The following is a 13515-nucleotide window of genomic DNA, read 5'->3' on the forward strand; positions in this document are numbered from 1 at the left end:
AAAATTAAATTCTCAATCTTTAATGAAACTATACTAAAAGCCTTAATTCAATATTTTTTCTAAAATCCTCAATGTGATAAGGTAGGTAGGCTTAACACCTGTAAGCCCCAATCCTCCCGAAGAAAGGGTACTACCAGTTTCTAAAGGGTTATCCGAAGCATAGTAAGCATAACATACAAACAAATCTGGACTGATATGATTTCTTATTTTAGAAGCCACCTGTATAGCTTTTTGATAATGAGCTCCTTCCATCTCAAGACCTATGGCTTTCCAAGAGGTAGTCATAAAGAATGAAAGAATATCCTTATTTTGCAGCGAAGTCCCTAATACCGTAATCATAGACCCTTGAAATGCCTTTAGTTCATCATCTTGAAAATCGGAGAGGCTTAATGCGTTTTCAAAAGGGTAATTATCTGCTGTTCCTTCAAAAATATGAGAGGTAGGTATCATAATATCCCCTTTTTTGCCTTCCAAAATCCCTGCTTTACCCATAATAGAAATGGAACGAACTGGCATAAAACACATTTCGTCTCCTACTTTAAAAGGTTTTAAAAGTTCGTCCATAACTTCAAAGGCTTGTTCGCCAAAGGCATAATCAAACACCAAAATCACATCTTCTTTACCGATAGCTTTTCCTTGAAAAGGCGTATTCTCCGAAGAAAATTTCTTTAAATCTATAATTTGAACATCTATATTACTTCCACTTTGGTCGTCTATATAGATAAGCCCTTTTGATAAGGCATAGTCCGAAACTTTTTTTCTTAGATTGGCATCGTTGCTAATGCTTTCGTATAGAGAATAATCTACACTACCTTTATTCTTGATATTAAGAGCATCATTGGCGTAAAGCATATTTTTAACACTGTGCATATTGGCACTGATGATATGCAAAGGTCTTTTGTGTAAGTTGTTATTTACCAAAACTTCCTTAACCTTGTTCGCCCATTTTTCGCCAAAGAAATGATGCCCCACACGCTCCTGAAGTATCGCACTAAAGAAGATTTCTCTCGCTCGTTCTTGTCGCCAATCTGCTAAACTTACCTCACCCATGTTATAGATGATTTTGAATAATCGGTCTGGATTTTTCTCATCACCAAACTTTTCGTAGGCATCTAAAGTTTCCTCAAAGGTTCTTCCCAAAAAGGCAGAAAGCTGTATCAAAGCGACTTCTTTTTCTTTTCGTGTAAATTTCTTTTCGCCTTTGGCTACCTCTTCTATTGCCTTCCAAATACGGCGAGGTGTACCTCCTTTTTCTAAATCAAAGCCGATGTTTCTTATTTTATCTGCCTCTATGTAGAAGAAAGTTAAGTGGGTGAGTATATCGTAAATTTCCGACCTTCCTAGAAGTACCTCAATATTCATTTGATGAGCATCTATCCTATAGCAGTTTCGCCTTCTCTTTTTAGGAACGATAGGCTGAAAACTTGCTTTGTGAAAGCCCTCATCTGAAGTTAAATGTATAAAAGCACATTCTTCTATACCTTCTGGTAAACGGTCTAGCACATAGAGTAACCCATCTAGCTCCACCTTTTTAGGCGAAGACATAGAACCGTAAATTTCGGGCTGTATAACCATCAACAAATCTCTAAGGCTTTCTCCTGACACGCCTCCTGGCTTGAAAAAACCTCTGTAAAATAAGTGTCTCATACTCACAAACAACCTCTCAATAGCCTCCGTTGTTTCTCTTGCTCTAGACTTTACCATAGTGTTAAAAAAAGAATAAATTAAACTGCAAACTTACATAATTTTCCAAATTTATAAGTCTTTAGCTTAATTATCCACAGTAATATTGGTCTCTGTATGCCTTTTTTGATTTTCTTTTTAGCAGTCTATTTTAAAACCTTATTTTTGCATCAATTAGTTTTATAATTATGGGGAGAAAGCATAAAAACATCATTATAGAAAACCTAAAGTTAGTATCAGCAGGAGCTAAAGGCGTTGCTGTGGGAAAAACCACCGAGGGCAAAACGGTGTTGGTTTCGGGAGCAGTCCCAGGTGATACGGTAAACGCTAGAGTAAAAAAATCTAAAAAGCAATACTACGAAGCCGAAGCTGTAGAGATTGTAGAATTTTCTCAAGATAGGGTAGAGGCTCAATGCAAACACTTTGGGGTATGTGGTGGTTGCAAATGGCAAAACTTGTCTTACGAAAAACAACTGGAATTTAAGCAGTCCGAAGTTCTTAATAATCTCAAAAGAATTGGTGGATTAACCGATTTTGAGTCTTTACCGATTTTAGGCTCTCCGCAAGAGTATTTCTATAGAAACAAGATGGAATTTTCTTTCTCTAATGCGAGATGGCTGACTTCCGAAGAGATACTTAATGGAGCGGATATTGACAATAAAAACGCTTTAGGTTTCCATATTCCTGGTATGTGGAGTAAGATTTTGGATTTAAAAGAATGTGTCCTACAAGAAACACCTTCTAACGAAATAAGACTTGCTGTAAAAAATTATGCCGATGCCCACCAGCTAGAGTTTTTTGATGTTAAAAATCAAGAAGGATTTTTAAGAACGCTAATGCTAAGACAAAACTCCAAAGGCGAGTGGATGGTGCTGTTTCAATTCTACAAAGAACAAAAGGAAGAACGAGAAGCCTTATTTGAATATCTCCTCAACGCTTTCCCTCAAATCAAAACTTTGGTGTATGCCATTAACCCTAAACCTAACGACTCCATCTATGACCTAGAGGTGGAAACCTACTACGGCGATGGTTTTTTAATCGAAGAAATGGAAGATTTACAATTTAAAATAGGTCCTAAATCTTTCTTTCAAACCAATTACCAACAAGCCTTAGCCCTTTACCAAAAGACACTAGAATTTGCCGATTTAAAAGGGAACGAAGTGGTGTACGACCTCTACACAGGCACAGGGACTATTGCACAGTTTGTAGCGAGAAAATCCAAGCAAGTGATTGGGATTGAGTCTGTACCAGAAGCCATAGCTGCCGCTAAGGAACACGCTAAGCATAACGGTCTAGACAACTGCACCTTCTACTGTGGGGATATGAAAGATATTTTTACTGATGAATTTTTAGCTCAACACCCTAAGGCAGATGTCTTAATTACCGACCCTCCTAGAGACGGAATGCATCAAAAGGTAGTAGAACAAATCCTAAAATTAGCTCCAGATAAAATAGTCTATGTAAGTTGTAACTCTGCCACACAAGCAAGAGATTTGGCTCTAATGAAAGAACATTATCGTGTGGAGAAAATCCTTCCTGTGGATATGTTCCCACAAACGCATCACATAGAAAATATTGCCCTACTAAAAAAGATTTAAAATGAAATTATTCAAACTTGTTTTTATTTTAGGAATGGTACTTTCTCTCGCCTCTTGTGGAAGCGATGACGATATTTGTGAAAGTGGACTAAGCTCTCCTAGAATGAAACTTAAATTTAAAGACAGCTCTAACAAACTCTACCAACCAGATACCCTTATTATTGGGGTAAAACTGACAGGGGAGGAGAACATTAAAACGGTGGTTTCTGCTCTAAAACCAGATTCGGTACTCGTGCCATTGAGAGTAGATGACACCAATTTTACAGACCTCTACATTAGTACCAGTACCAAAGGAACGCCCTCTAAAGTAAGGGTGCTTTACACACCAGTTTCAGAATATGTTTCTCCTGCTTGTGGTATGCGAAGGCTCTACAACGACCTTTCGGCTGTTTTGGAAAATGCCACCCCTGTTAAAAATATAGAACTCAACGAAAAGAATGTCCACGATGAAAATAAAACCCATCTTTATCTTATTTTTTAGTGTTTTTTTCCTAAACCTATCTGCCCAAGACAAAGACAGCCTAAAAACAAAATGGAAATATCAGCCTAACGCTATGGTGGGTGTTAATGTTTTAGGGGCTGGGCTTTCAGTATTTTCTAAGCAAAAGAACATTCAGTTTTTTGTTTCAAGCGAAATTAAAGGCAAGCTCAACGGAATTATAGAAGGTGGCTACGCCCAAAACATCTATGATAAAAATGCTTATAATGCGACTACTTCGGGGATTTTTGGCAAGCTAGGAGCCTTCTATATGATGGTAACCGATGCCGAAGACCGTCGTAATGGATTCTATGCAGGAGGTAAACTCGCTACTGCTTTTTATCAACAAACCTACCTCGCCATTCCGACCAAAGGCTCTCTAGGGCAAGTCTTTACAACTAGTTTGCCCACTTCTCGGCAATCCTCTTATTGGGTAGAGGCTACCGTGGGCGGAAGGGTAAGGCTTTTTAATTCTAACTTCTTTATAGATGTTAATGCACAACCTAAATATCTGCTTTATACCACAAAACAAGACGGCGTTTTCCCTATGGTTGTCCCTGGATTTGGGCGAAGCTCTGGCAAGTTTAATATGGGATTTGCGTGGAATTTAGCGTATTATTTTTAGACCTACTCCCGACCTAAGGAAACGAAGATGTTAAGAAAACGACATTGTTCTTTTGTCTTGAAACAAAAGAAGCAAAAATTCAAGACTGTAACCCCTTTGGCTAAACCTCATTACTAAAGGCTAAAATCCCCAAAACTCGCTCCAACGCTTTTGTCCACATCTTTGCTCAAACAATGGGTATTTTTTTAACGCCTTCGTTTTCTAGTCTTGACCTTTTGGTACTTTTAAGGTCAAGCTAAAAGTATAGACAGAAAGATAAATAATATTGTTCTTTTGCCTTGAAACAAAAGTACAAGCATATACATATACAGTGCTTCTGCTTTGCCCTCACTACTGATGTTCTCTTAAAGTATAGTTGAGACTACTAAAAAACATAGCTAGGTTTTAACAAAAACATCACTAGGTTTTAAGCAAAACATAGCTACCTTTTGGGTAAAAGATAGCTATGTTTTTTAATACTCCTAAATATAAGTAGTTCAGGGGGCTTGTAAAAAGACTTATTTCTTCTTCTCAAAACCCGCTGCCTTCATACTGTCTAAAATGCGTTTACCAGGGCGGTAGTTTACACCTACCGATTTAATAAGACTTTGATTAAAATCTTTCTCTGTTGCCGCACCACCACTGCTTAGAGTAGGATAAAGCGTTCCCAATTTCTCCAAACGAACGATTTTGCTATCTGCCAAAGCATTTTGTATCACATTCTCTAAAGCGATGATGACCGCCTTAATATCTGCCTCACTTAGAGCAGAAAATTTCTCGATTTGCTTGGTAAGGTCGTCTATACCTACCTCTCCGTCGGTAGTAACACTGGCATACCATTTTTTATCACCTCCACCAGCAACTCCTGGTTGAACTCTTTCAATAACTTTGTACTTGATTGACATATCTTTTATTTTATGGTTTATTTTTTCTCTGTTAAAAAAATCCCCCATCGTGCTAAAACACACAATAGGGGAAAGTGTTAAACTATTTTACTAATAAAGCTTCTAGCTTCTGTAAACGAGCCTCCAACTCCTTATTTTTATTTTCCAAGGTTTCTATTCTTGCATCTTTCGCTTTTAAGACCTTGTCTTGCTCTATACTATGCAGGTACAATTCCTCTATCTTTTCTACATTGGTAAGTTGTGTTGCCATAAGGTCTATATAACCTTGTTTTTTGATAGCTTCCGCAGACTGATACCCTGGCAAATGCCCGTTAGTTTTTACAAAATTTTCTACTTGGCTAAGGGTTTTAAAGCTGTAATCTGCTTTAATGCTAGAAGTACCTGTATAATACTTTTGGAAGACATAGTCTGGGAAAAGAGTAGCCCCATTGGTTCCCATAAAAGCGGTAGCTTTTACTTTACCTGCAACTTCTAGTTTTTCGGTTGGAGCATTTACCCCAATACCCACATTGCCATCAGCTGAAATTCTCATTTTTTCTGTAGGTAATGTGAGGTTAGGGTCTGTACCTGATATTGGGCTTTGTGTTTTGAAAACCAAATTAGAACCTCCAGCTCCGCCTCCGTTCATTTGATCTACAATTTGGCTGGTTGCTATATTACTGTTAATCTTGAGACTTCCGTTCATAAACTGAAAAATAGTTTCTTGATTCCCAGACCACTTCATATTTCTCACCGTTACAGTATCCCCAAAAGAGTTTTCTCCAAAATTGGTGTAGATAGCATAGTTATTATTCTGTGCATTACGAACATTAGATATGTACAATCCGTATAAATCTTTCACTACAGCATTGGTATCCAAATTAGTATATATATCTATTCCTCTTAAATTTTCTACACTACCTTCTGATTCAACACTAATAGCAGAACGAAAACCATATAAATTCTTTGAAGTAGATTTGCTACGAGCATAAGTATAGTTAAAGTTACCATATACATTATTTGCATTTCCGTAATGCCCTATTGCATTGGACGAACCTACCAAATTTTGTGTTACTGTTACATTTGCAGGAATTGTAATTCCTGAAGAAACCCCATACAAATCCGTTATATTTGCTGTACCAGTAGTATCCCCCATCGCATTTACCGTTGTTCTCATACCCATCAAGGTACCTACACTAGAACCATTATTTGTGGTTCCTATAACACTACCGTACATAGTATTAGCTACACCATCATTTACAGCTGCTACAGATATCCCTCTAATAGTGTTTGTTACCGTAGGCGTTATATTATCCGTACTTGAGCCATTCTGAGCTCCAAAAAGCCCTCCTATTATACTGCTTATATTCGCATTAGAACCATGATAAGCCCGTGAATATGTAGCTGTAATAGAATTCAATTCAGAGGTTACATCTTGGTTGGTTTCTAGAAAAGTGAGGTTACCATGATAAGCATTTTTTAGTGTAGGATTACTAGCAACATGAGACTCTAATACTTCAAAACCATTGTTTTTAAAGTAATACACATCTGTATTGCTACTAGCAGATATTTGTGTACTTGTTTTAGGCAATGCATCTGAAGTAGCTAAAAACTGAAAAGGAGTGGAATCACCATCTACATGATATCTTGAGGAACCAAATTCAGGTGTTGTAGGCCATACCGCATGTTCTTTAGTATAGTTACCTAAATTGAAATTAAACTTACGATTTCTATAAGTAATAGAATCATTTTGTGTAGATGCTGGTATCAAATAAGTTTCCGTATCACTTCCATTAACTCTCTGAGCCCAAAGGTTATTTCCTATAGTACTCCCAGCACTTTTAACCCACTTGGTTCCATTCCAAAAATAATAACCTTTCTCTGTAATATCTGCTACTTTAGCATCTACTGGTGTGGTAGTATAATCTGCCAAGTTATCCACATAGATAAGAGTAGATTCCTTAATATTGGTATTTCCTCCCATTTGAAAGGCTTTGTTCTTACTTACATTTGGGATAATCAGTCCCTCTAAAGTGTTGTTAGAATTAGCAGATTTGCTTTTAATATCTAAGGTAGCATCGGGAAAATTAGTATTAATACCTACCTTTCCGCTGTAATCTTGTCCGTAAGCCACTAGACCTAGACCTAAAAAGGCGAGTACGCTTAATTTTGTTGTTCTTGTTGTCATAAAATTTAATTTTAGGTAACTATATAGATTTTTACACTAAAAGAAATAGTAAAATGATAAATGATAAAAAACAAAGAGTAGAAAAAGCGATTAACCTTTTATTAGAAGAGTTAAAAGGTCTTAATATTGAAACAGCAAAGTATGTACTTCAGGTTATCGAAGTACACTTAAATAGAAATTCAACAGTAAATACTGAAATATCAGATATTGATAAAGTGAAAATACTTGATGAAGATATGGATTATTTTAAAAACTGTTTTAAATAGGAATTCTGTCTCTCAAAATTGAAAGTGTATTTTGATTTTCTTTTAGTAATTTTTTCAATTCTTTCATGTCAGAATCATGCATTGGTTTTTGTAGAAGTAATTTTTTCACTTCCATATTGATAGCTTGATTTTGATGAAGAACTGCTGAAATCATTCGTAAAAGTTCATCCATTTCTTTTTTATCCATAAGTTAAAATATTTACCACAAAAGTATAAAAATAAATCACAAATTTTATATCTTTGCAGGAGTTAATTATCGGAAAAGAAAGCGTTAGCTTTTATTTTGTTGTCCTGAAATCTGGAAAATTTCACAATACAACGCAAAATAAACAGACTGACCTTACACCTCTGTATGGTGTGGGTTTGTCTCGTTTATGTTGTATTGGCATTCCAGAGCCACAGGGCAGTAAACTAAGACTATCAACCCACACTTTCTTAATTTAAAATCATTATTAAACTTCTGCTAGGGTTGGGTGGATTTAAAAATTCATCTTATGAAAAAAGTATTATTGTTAGCAGCAGCTATCACAGCAAATTTTTATTCTGCACAAACGGATAGCTACGGATTGAAAGCGGGATTGAACATATCATCGCTAAGTACAAATATCGGAAATGAGTATAATTCATTTTACTCAGTAGAACTTGATAGTAGAAGTAAGGTAGGAGTTTATTTAGGAGCTTATATTGAGAGGAAATATACTGAGAAAAGCTCTTTAAATGCAGAAGCTCTTTTGTCTTTTCAAGGTGCGAGATTATCACAAACACAAAAAATTTCTATACCTAGTTTTGGATATGGAAGCTCTAAATATAATAATTCTATGGTAATGAGTGTAAATTTTACTCAACTCAATATCCCAGTTTATTATAAGTATAAGACCAACGAGAGATTTGCAATTCACGGAGGAGGATATTTAGGGCTAACATTATCTTCCAGTATTGAAGGATTAACACTAAAGAATAACACTCTTGATTTGGGACTAATTGCAGGAGCATCTTATGCTATTAACAATAAGTTCAGTGCTGAAGCTAGATATAATTTAGGATTACTAAATCTGGATGAATACTATAAATTTAAGAATAGAACTTTTCAATTAGGAATTTCATATCAATTAAAATAATAGAACTATGAGAAAAATACTATTTTTATTTGTTGCGATAGCCTTGTTACAAAATTGTAGCAGAGATAGGGAAAACGAAACTTCTAATCCAATAAAAAAATCGCAGTTTTTCAATCCACCAAGTTGGATACACGGAAAATGGGGAAATGGTAATGTGGTATTATTCAAATTTACTAATGATGATTTCTTTACAAGTTCAATAAGTTATAAAGGGCTACTGCAATCAACTCGTAGCATTGGAGGTACAGCAGTAGTAGATGAAGATATTTCTAATAGTCATTATGATTTTACAATAAAGCTGGGAAATCCTGGAGGAAGTGGACCTGTATCCGAAGGAGAATATCAGTTTAGAAGAGTTTCTTCTACAAAAATAGAATGGGTGAATAATCCCGCAGGTAATGATGATTCTTATTATTTAACCAAAATACAATAATTTCTTTTATTTAATGAAAAAGTTAGTTTTAGCAATAGGATTTGCAGTTTTGTGTGCTTCCTGTGAAAAAGAAAACCATACGTCAACTGAGGAAGATTTCGATATGGTAGAAGTAGAAAATATAAGTAGTCAGGAAAATGGAGATGAATTAGAAGACGGGACTTATTCTTCTGACATTGATTGCTATAATCCAAATACAGGACATTCTTCAACTTACACATTAGATGTAAAAGTAAGAAATGGAAGATTGACAGAAATAGAATGGGAAAATGGTGGTTGGTTAGATGAATCTCATTTTACTGCCCCAGATATTTCAGACGGCACAGCATCTTTCACGGATGATGAAGGACGAGAATTTACGGTAACACTAACAGAATAAAATTTATGAAACAGTTTATTACATTTACAATTTGTTTAATAGGTTTATCGCTGACATTGTTTTCCTGCAAAAATAACGATGATGACATTGAATCTACTCCATTAGAGGGCGTATGGAAGTTGCAAAATATACCAAGTGGGTCAAGACTTACATTTGAAAAACAAAATTGGAAATTAGAATCAGGAACAGTCAGAATTACAGGAACTTTTACTTTGTCTGGAAATACAATAAATGCCGTTGTTGTAAATCGTTCTGGTTCTGGCAGTAGTGCATTACAACCAGATGAATTTACTGGTAATATCGCAATTGAAGGTAATAAAGCAACCTTTACTAACTTTAGTGGTAATTGGTATGCTATATTTTCAACTTGGTATCAGAAGCAATAAATAATTATAATAAAATCTTGAGAGAGGAGTAATAGTTGGTATTCCTTTCTTTTTATCACAAAAAATAAATTATGAATATAGAAGGATTTTTAACATTTTTCAAAGGGGATAAGGAATATAAATCCCCATCTACATCTGAAATAATAGAAACACTAGACAGGATGGGTATAAATACAGACCATCATTGTCTTATTAGAAAACAAGTGTCAGTTATAGTAAATGATGCTTCAAACTTAAATTTAGATGAAAATGAATCAGATTCAGAGTTTGAAAAAACTTTAAAGAAAGAAATAAAAGAAGGTAAAAGATCTATTACTTTGGTAGTTTAAACTGTTTGCTAAAATGTAAGTATAGCTTTTGTTCTTCTATATACTCTTGCGAATTTAAATTTAACTTGATAAAATTTTTAGGTTCATCAGAGAAGGCGTGTATTAATTCAACAGCTTCATCAATATTCTTTATAGGAATGGTTAAATCACATTCAGTATAAATATTATTATTTATCAGCCATATATAGCTATAATCTTTTGATGAAATTCCAACAAAATTTGGTAACTCTTTATGAAGAACTATATCTGTTAATTTTCTTAAGTAATTTGAAATTTGATCTTTTGTCATAAAAGTTTCTATTAAATAAGCCACAAAGATATAACAATTATGTTAGGTTTAAACATAAAATCGGTACTTGAATTGATACAAACCTTTTCTTCTGAAGAGGTTTGTATTCGGTATTTAGAAACTTTAAGGTGGGGTAATGTCCCTATAAGCCCTTTTGACGAAACCTCAAAAGTTTATAAATGTAAAAACAATCAGTACACTAGTAAGTATTTTAATGTTAAAACTGATACAATGTTTGAGAACTCAAAAATCAAATTACAAAAGTGGTTTTTAGCTATATGGTTGGTAACTTCTCATAAGAGAGGTATTAGTTCAGTACAGTTAGCAAAGGATATTGGAGTTACTCAAAAAACAGCTTGGTTTATGTTACATAGAATTAGAGCGTGTTTTAGAATTGAGAATGATAATGAGCTAGAGGGTATTGTAGAAGCAGATGAGACCTTTATAGGAGGTAAAAATAAAAACCGACACAAAGACAAAAAAGTACAACACTCACAAGGCAGAAGTTTCAAAGACAAAGTTCCTGTTATGGGGATACTTGAAAGAGGAGAACACGAAATAGTAGAAAGACCTCACAAGGTTATTCCAAACAAAACTATTAAAGAAAAAGTAGTTTACAGAATAAGTAAAATAAATGCTTATGTGGTAGATGATACTAAAAGAAAAAGTATTCAACCAATTATTTACAACTATGTAAAGTCAAATACAAAGTTGATAACAGATGAATGGTGGGCATATCAAGGATTAAATACCGAATACAATCATAAAATAGTAGACCATTCCAAAAAAGAGTATGTAAGTTGGCAAGATAATACAGTACATACCAACAATATTGAGGGGAGTTGGCGTTTACTGAAAGGTGCGGTTAGTGGCACATACAATCATGTATCTAAAAAACATCTTCAAAAGTATGTTGATGAATTTGTTTACAGATTTAATTTGAGAAGAGTCTCAGATCAAGAAAAATTCAGATATTTGCTGTTAAATTCAAATGTTAGGACGAAGTACGAAGAATTATGTCAAAAAGTGTAAAACTTAAAGAAAAGAATATAAGACATACTGTTATAGATGGTAAAGAGTATTTCTATGTAGAAGACATCAAAAAACATAATGACATTGCAATAATAGACTTTGGTAAAACTATCTATGTAAATAATATACTACTCATCAAAGCAGAATTTGTTAAAGCTTTATCAGATTTTGATATAAAGATAAAAAGAGCATTGAACTTTAAACCTAAATCTTAATCTAAAAATTAATGTTTTTGCGTATATCAAAAGTTAGTTTTATCTTTGTTGGTAGATAATTTGGTAGCATTAAGATTGAGCTGAATTGAAATTAAGGTTTATTTCAGTTTCAACTTCTCACAGGGTCTGCCATTGTAGGATTTTTTTTCTAATTTTTTTTAATTTTGCCACCGTTCATTAAATTTAAACAGATTGCAAAATAATAACCACTACAAAACAGAATTAACTTTAAACGAAGAAAGACTACAATATTTATTCGTGAGTACAGGTACTAGAAGTATAATCAAAGCGATTGAATATTCCCCAATAACCATTATAGGAAAACAAACAGTTTATAATTTAGGTTTTGGTGATTATGACGAAGCAACCAAAAATATTATTGATGATTCTAACAGTAATAATGGTGATATGTATACAGTATTTAATACTGTACTTCAAACTGTTCCAATGTTTTTTAAAACAAAACCAGATTGCGTTCTTTATGTCTGTGGAAGTGATTCAACAGATGACTTTACAAAAAAATGTAAACCTAATTGTAAAAAGAAATGTGTCGACTCTTGTAAATTAGAGAACCGAAGGATCAAAATATATCGTTATTTTGTTGATAAACACTTTATTCAATTAAGTAAAGAATATATTTTTTTTGGAAAAAATCGCAAAGAAGGAAATTCTTTTGTCCAATATATTCCAGGTAAAGAATATCACGATATTTTGGTTTACAAGAAAAAATAAGTAACTTTGCACATTGAATTGATATATTTTATATATTTGATTAGTTAATCATTAAAGTTAGCAGTTATGAAAACAATAAAAAAAGAAAAAAAGATTGTTAGCAGTCCATCAGATCTAAAAGTTAAGCTAAAATCAGTGGCTGCTAATATCAGAGATAAACAATTATTTCAAACTAAAATTGAAGCTGCTAGGAGATCTCTAGAAGGGTTTAATACGTTACCAATTTAAAAATACAAGATAAATAGAATTTAGGTAGTCTATTTAGTATTATTTTTTATTATTAATGACGAACAAAAACCTCCTATAATATCCGTTCGGTAAATAGCAGATTAAAAATTGTAATTTAAAAAGAGGACTAAAAAATTTAGCCCTCTTTTATTTTTTTAAGTAAGTTTGTGTAAAGATATATATAGTTACCTAATTTTAAATTGTTTGTAATAAGTTTAAAAATTGTTGTTGTACCTTATATTAAAAGTAGCTTTCCTTATATATTGATTATCTTGAGGCATAGAACAAAAAGAGGTTTTATTCAAAACATCTATTGAATGAGTTTTGATATAAAAATGCCTTCCCCCTCTAAACACACACAAAACGAGGAGGAAGGCTAAAACAGAAAGAAAGCGAAAACTCTCTATCTGAATACTAAAAGCACCTAACAAGAACGACCATGTTATGAGACAAAACAATGGTGCTTTTAGCATGTATTTATGAAAGCTAAATTTAGAATAGGATAAACGCAAAAAGCCCCCAACAAAAGTTGGCGGAACTCTATTTGTAATTAACGATAAAAGTCTAAAAAATTTTCTAGATAATAGGACGCATATACACGAAACTATCTGTGTGTGTTTACACAATTATTTGGAACTACCAAATTTTTGTGTAAGTTTTTTTCACTTTTTTG

General features: G+C 33.6%; 18 protein-coding genes. 13 read left to right on the top strand and 5 right to left on the bottom strand.

All coding sequences use genetic code 11. The features are described from left to right. Positions 1–42 precede the first annotated feature (42 nt). Positions 43–1704, bottom strand: coding sequence for a DUF6909 family protein (locus D1J36_RS04055; protein WP_154137314.1), 1662 nt, complete (start codon positions 1702–1704; stop codon positions 43–45). 167 nt (positions 1705–1871) lie between these two features. On the opposite strand from D1J36_RS04055, the gene rlmD reads away from it, so the two are divergent. The 3 genes from rlmD to D1J36_RS04070 are packed head-to-tail and all read left to right on the top strand — an operon-like array spanning position 1872 to position 4384. Further along, positions 1872–3281: a 23S rRNA (uracil(1939)-C(5))-methyltransferase RlmD gene (gene rlmD / locus D1J36_RS04060; RefSeq protein WP_154137315.1), complete on the top strand. Its 1410-nt coding sequence runs from the start codon at positions 1872–1874 to the stop codon at positions 3279–3281. A 1-nt stretch (position 3282) separates the two neighbouring features. Next, positions 3283–3762, top strand: a complete 480-nt coding sequence (locus D1J36_RS04065; protein WP_154137316.1) for a DUF6452 family protein — start codon at positions 3283–3285, stop codon at positions 3760–3762. Continuing rightward, positions 3728–4384, top strand: coding sequence for a DUF6048 family protein (locus D1J36_RS04070; RefSeq protein ID WP_154137317.1), 657 nt, complete (start codon positions 3728–3730; stop codon positions 4382–4384). The genes D1J36_RS04065 and D1J36_RS04070 overlap by 35 nt, the downstream gene beginning before the upstream one ends. A gap of 497 nt (positions 4385–4881) precedes the next feature. On the opposite strand, the gene D1J36_RS04075 is transcribed toward D1J36_RS04070, so the two are convergent. Together D1J36_RS04075 and D1J36_RS04080 are read right to left on the bottom strand one after the other, a co-directional pair. Further along, the gene (locus tag D1J36_RS04075) at positions 4882–5268 is read right to left on the bottom strand and encodes an HU family DNA-binding protein (protein WP_064970029.1); all 387 of its coding nucleotides are present in this window, start codon (positions 5266–5268) and stop codon (positions 4882–4884) included. Between the two features lie 82 nt (positions 5269–5350). Next, positions 5351–7435: a hypothetical protein gene (locus tag D1J36_RS04080; RefSeq protein ID WP_154137318.1), complete on the bottom strand. Its 2085-nt coding sequence runs from the start codon at positions 7433–7435 to the stop codon at positions 5351–5353. A gap of 53 nt (positions 7436–7488) precedes the next feature. Here D1J36_RS04080 and D1J36_RS04085 point away from each other — a divergent pair, with 53 nt between their 5' ends. Beyond that, a complete protein-coding gene (locus D1J36_RS04085; RefSeq protein WP_154137319.1) occupies positions 7489–7701 on the top strand; it encodes a hypothetical protein in 213 nt (70 codons plus the stop codon). Here the strand turns inward: D1J36_RS04085 and D1J36_RS04090 are convergent. Beyond that, positions 7694–7888 carry a hypothetical protein gene (locus D1J36_RS04090; RefSeq protein WP_153928969.1) on the bottom strand — a complete coding sequence of 65 codons (195 nt, stop codon included), beginning with the start codon at positions 7886–7888 and terminating at the stop codon, positions 7694–7696. The two genes, D1J36_RS04085 and D1J36_RS04090, sit on opposite strands and share 8 nt — an antisense overlap. A 307-nt stretch (positions 7889–8195) precedes the next feature. Between D1J36_RS04090 and D1J36_RS04095 the strand changes: the two genes are divergently transcribed. From D1J36_RS04095 to D1J36_RS04115, 5 genes are all read left to right on the top strand, one after another. After that, on the top strand, positions 8196–8819 hold the full coding sequence (locus D1J36_RS04095; protein WP_154137320.1) for a porin family protein: 624 nt from the start codon (positions 8196–8198) through the stop codon (positions 8817–8819). 7 nt (positions 8820–8826) lie between these two features. After that, positions 8827–9252 (top strand): hypothetical protein, encoded by a 426-nt coding sequence (locus tag D1J36_RS04100; RefSeq protein WP_154137321.1) that lies wholly within the window; start codon positions 8827–8829, stop codon positions 9250–9252. A gap of 103 nt (positions 9253–9355) precedes the next feature. Beyond that, positions 9356–9631: a hypothetical protein gene (locus D1J36_RS04105; protein WP_154137322.1), complete on the top strand. Its 276-nt coding sequence runs from the start codon at positions 9356–9358 to the stop codon at positions 9629–9631. Positions 9632–9687: 56 nt separating this feature from the next. Beyond that, positions 9688–10017: a hypothetical protein gene (locus D1J36_RS04110; protein ID WP_154137323.1), complete on the top strand. Its 330-nt coding sequence runs from the start codon at positions 9688–9690 to the stop codon at positions 10015–10017. A gap of 71 nt (positions 10018–10088) precedes the next feature. After that, positions 10089–10346 (top strand): hypothetical protein, encoded by a 258-nt coding sequence (locus tag D1J36_RS04115; RefSeq protein WP_154137324.1) that lies wholly within the window; start codon positions 10089–10091, stop codon positions 10344–10346. On the opposite strand, the gene D1J36_RS04120 is transcribed toward D1J36_RS04115, so the two are convergent. Then, entirely contained in the window at positions 10330–10635 is a 306-nt protein-coding gene (locus D1J36_RS04120; RefSeq protein WP_154137325.1) for a hypothetical protein, read from the bottom strand. The genes D1J36_RS04115 and D1J36_RS04120 overlap by 17 nt on opposite strands. Positions 10636–10674: 39 nt before the next feature. On the opposite strand from D1J36_RS04120, the gene D1J36_RS04125 reads away from it, so the two are divergent. The 4 genes from D1J36_RS04125 to D1J36_RS04140 all read left to right on the top strand — a co-directional run bounded on the left by D1J36_RS04125 (position 10675) and on the right by D1J36_RS04140 (position 12842). Then, positions 10675–11667, top strand: coding sequence for an IS1595 family transposase (locus D1J36_RS04125; protein ID WP_154137326.1), 993 nt, complete (start codon positions 10675–10677; stop codon positions 11665–11667). Next, a complete protein-coding gene (locus tag D1J36_RS04130; protein ID WP_154137327.1) occupies positions 11652–11882 on the top strand; it encodes a hypothetical protein in 231 nt (76 codons plus the stop codon). The genes D1J36_RS04125 and D1J36_RS04130 overlap by 16 nt, the downstream gene beginning before the upstream one ends. Positions 11883–12074: 192 nt before the next feature. Next, entirely contained in the window at positions 12075–12614 is a 540-nt protein-coding gene (locus D1J36_RS04135) for a DUF6934 family protein (protein ID WP_154137328.1), read from the top strand. A gap of 66 nt (positions 12615–12680) precedes the next feature. After that, positions 12681–12842, top strand: a complete 162-nt coding sequence (locus D1J36_RS04140) for a hypothetical protein (protein WP_154137329.1) — start codon at positions 12681–12683, stop codon at positions 12840–12842. Positions 12843–13515 lie beyond the last annotated feature (673 nt).

Source organism: Riemerella anatipestifer (assembly GCF_009670965.2).
GTDB classification, from domain to species: domain Bacteria; phylum Bacteroidota; class Bacteroidia; order Flavobacteriales; family Weeksellaceae; genus Riemerella; species Riemerella anatipestifer_B.

Coding starts and splice junctions, on each gene's coding strand:
- D1J36_RS04055 (WP_154137314.1), bottom strand. CDS start 1,704: ATGGTAAAGTCTAGAGCAAGAGAAACAACGGAGGCTATTGAGAGGTTG.
- rlmD (WP_154137315.1), top strand. CDS start 1,872: ATGGGGAGAAAGCATAAAAACATCATTATAGAAAACCTAAAGTTAGTA.
- D1J36_RS04065 (WP_154137316.1), top strand. CDS start 3,283: ATGAAATTATTCAAACTTGTTTTTATTTTAGGAATGGTACTTTCTCTC.
- D1J36_RS04070 (WP_154137317.1), top strand. CDS start 3,728: ATGAAAATAAAACCCATCTTTATCTTATTTTTTAGTGTTTTTTTCCTA.
- D1J36_RS04075 (WP_064970029.1), bottom strand. CDS start 5,268: ATGTCAATCAAGTACAAAGTTATTGAAAGAGTTCAACCAGGAGTTGCT.
- D1J36_RS04080 (WP_154137318.1), bottom strand. CDS start 7,435: ATGACAACAAGAACAACAAAATTAAGCGTACTCGCCTTTTTAGGTCTA.
- D1J36_RS04085 (WP_154137319.1), top strand. CDS start 7,489: ATGATAAATGATAAAAAACAAAGAGTAGAAAAAGCGATTAACCTTTTA.
- D1J36_RS04090 (WP_153928969.1), bottom strand. CDS start 7,888: ATGGATAAAAAAGAAATGGATGAACTTTTACGAATGATTTCAGCAGTT.
- D1J36_RS04095 (WP_154137320.1), top strand. CDS start 8,196: ATGAAAAAAGTATTATTGTTAGCAGCAGCTATCACAGCAAATTTTTAT.
- D1J36_RS04100 (WP_154137321.1), top strand. CDS start 8,827: ATGAGAAAAATACTATTTTTATTTGTTGCGATAGCCTTGTTACAAAAT.
- D1J36_RS04105 (WP_154137322.1), top strand. CDS start 9,356: ATGGTAGAAGTAGAAAATATAAGTAGTCAGGAAAATGGAGATGAATTA.
- D1J36_RS04115 (WP_154137324.1), top strand. CDS start 10,089: ATGAATATAGAAGGATTTTTAACATTTTTCAAAGGGGATAAGGAATAT.
- D1J36_RS04120 (WP_154137325.1), bottom strand. CDS start 10,635: ATGACAAAAGATCAAATTTCAAATTACTTAAGAAAATTAACAGATATA.
- D1J36_RS04125 (WP_154137326.1), top strand. CDS start 10,675: ATGTTAGGTTTAAACATAAAATCGGTACTTGAATTGATACAAACCTTT.
- D1J36_RS04130 (WP_154137327.1), top strand. CDS start 11,652: ATGTCAAAAAGTGTAAAACTTAAAGAAAAGAATATAAGACATACTGTT.
- D1J36_RS04140 (WP_154137329.1), top strand. CDS start 12,681: ATGAAAACAATAAAAAAAGAAAAAAAGATTGTTAGCAGTCCATCAGAT.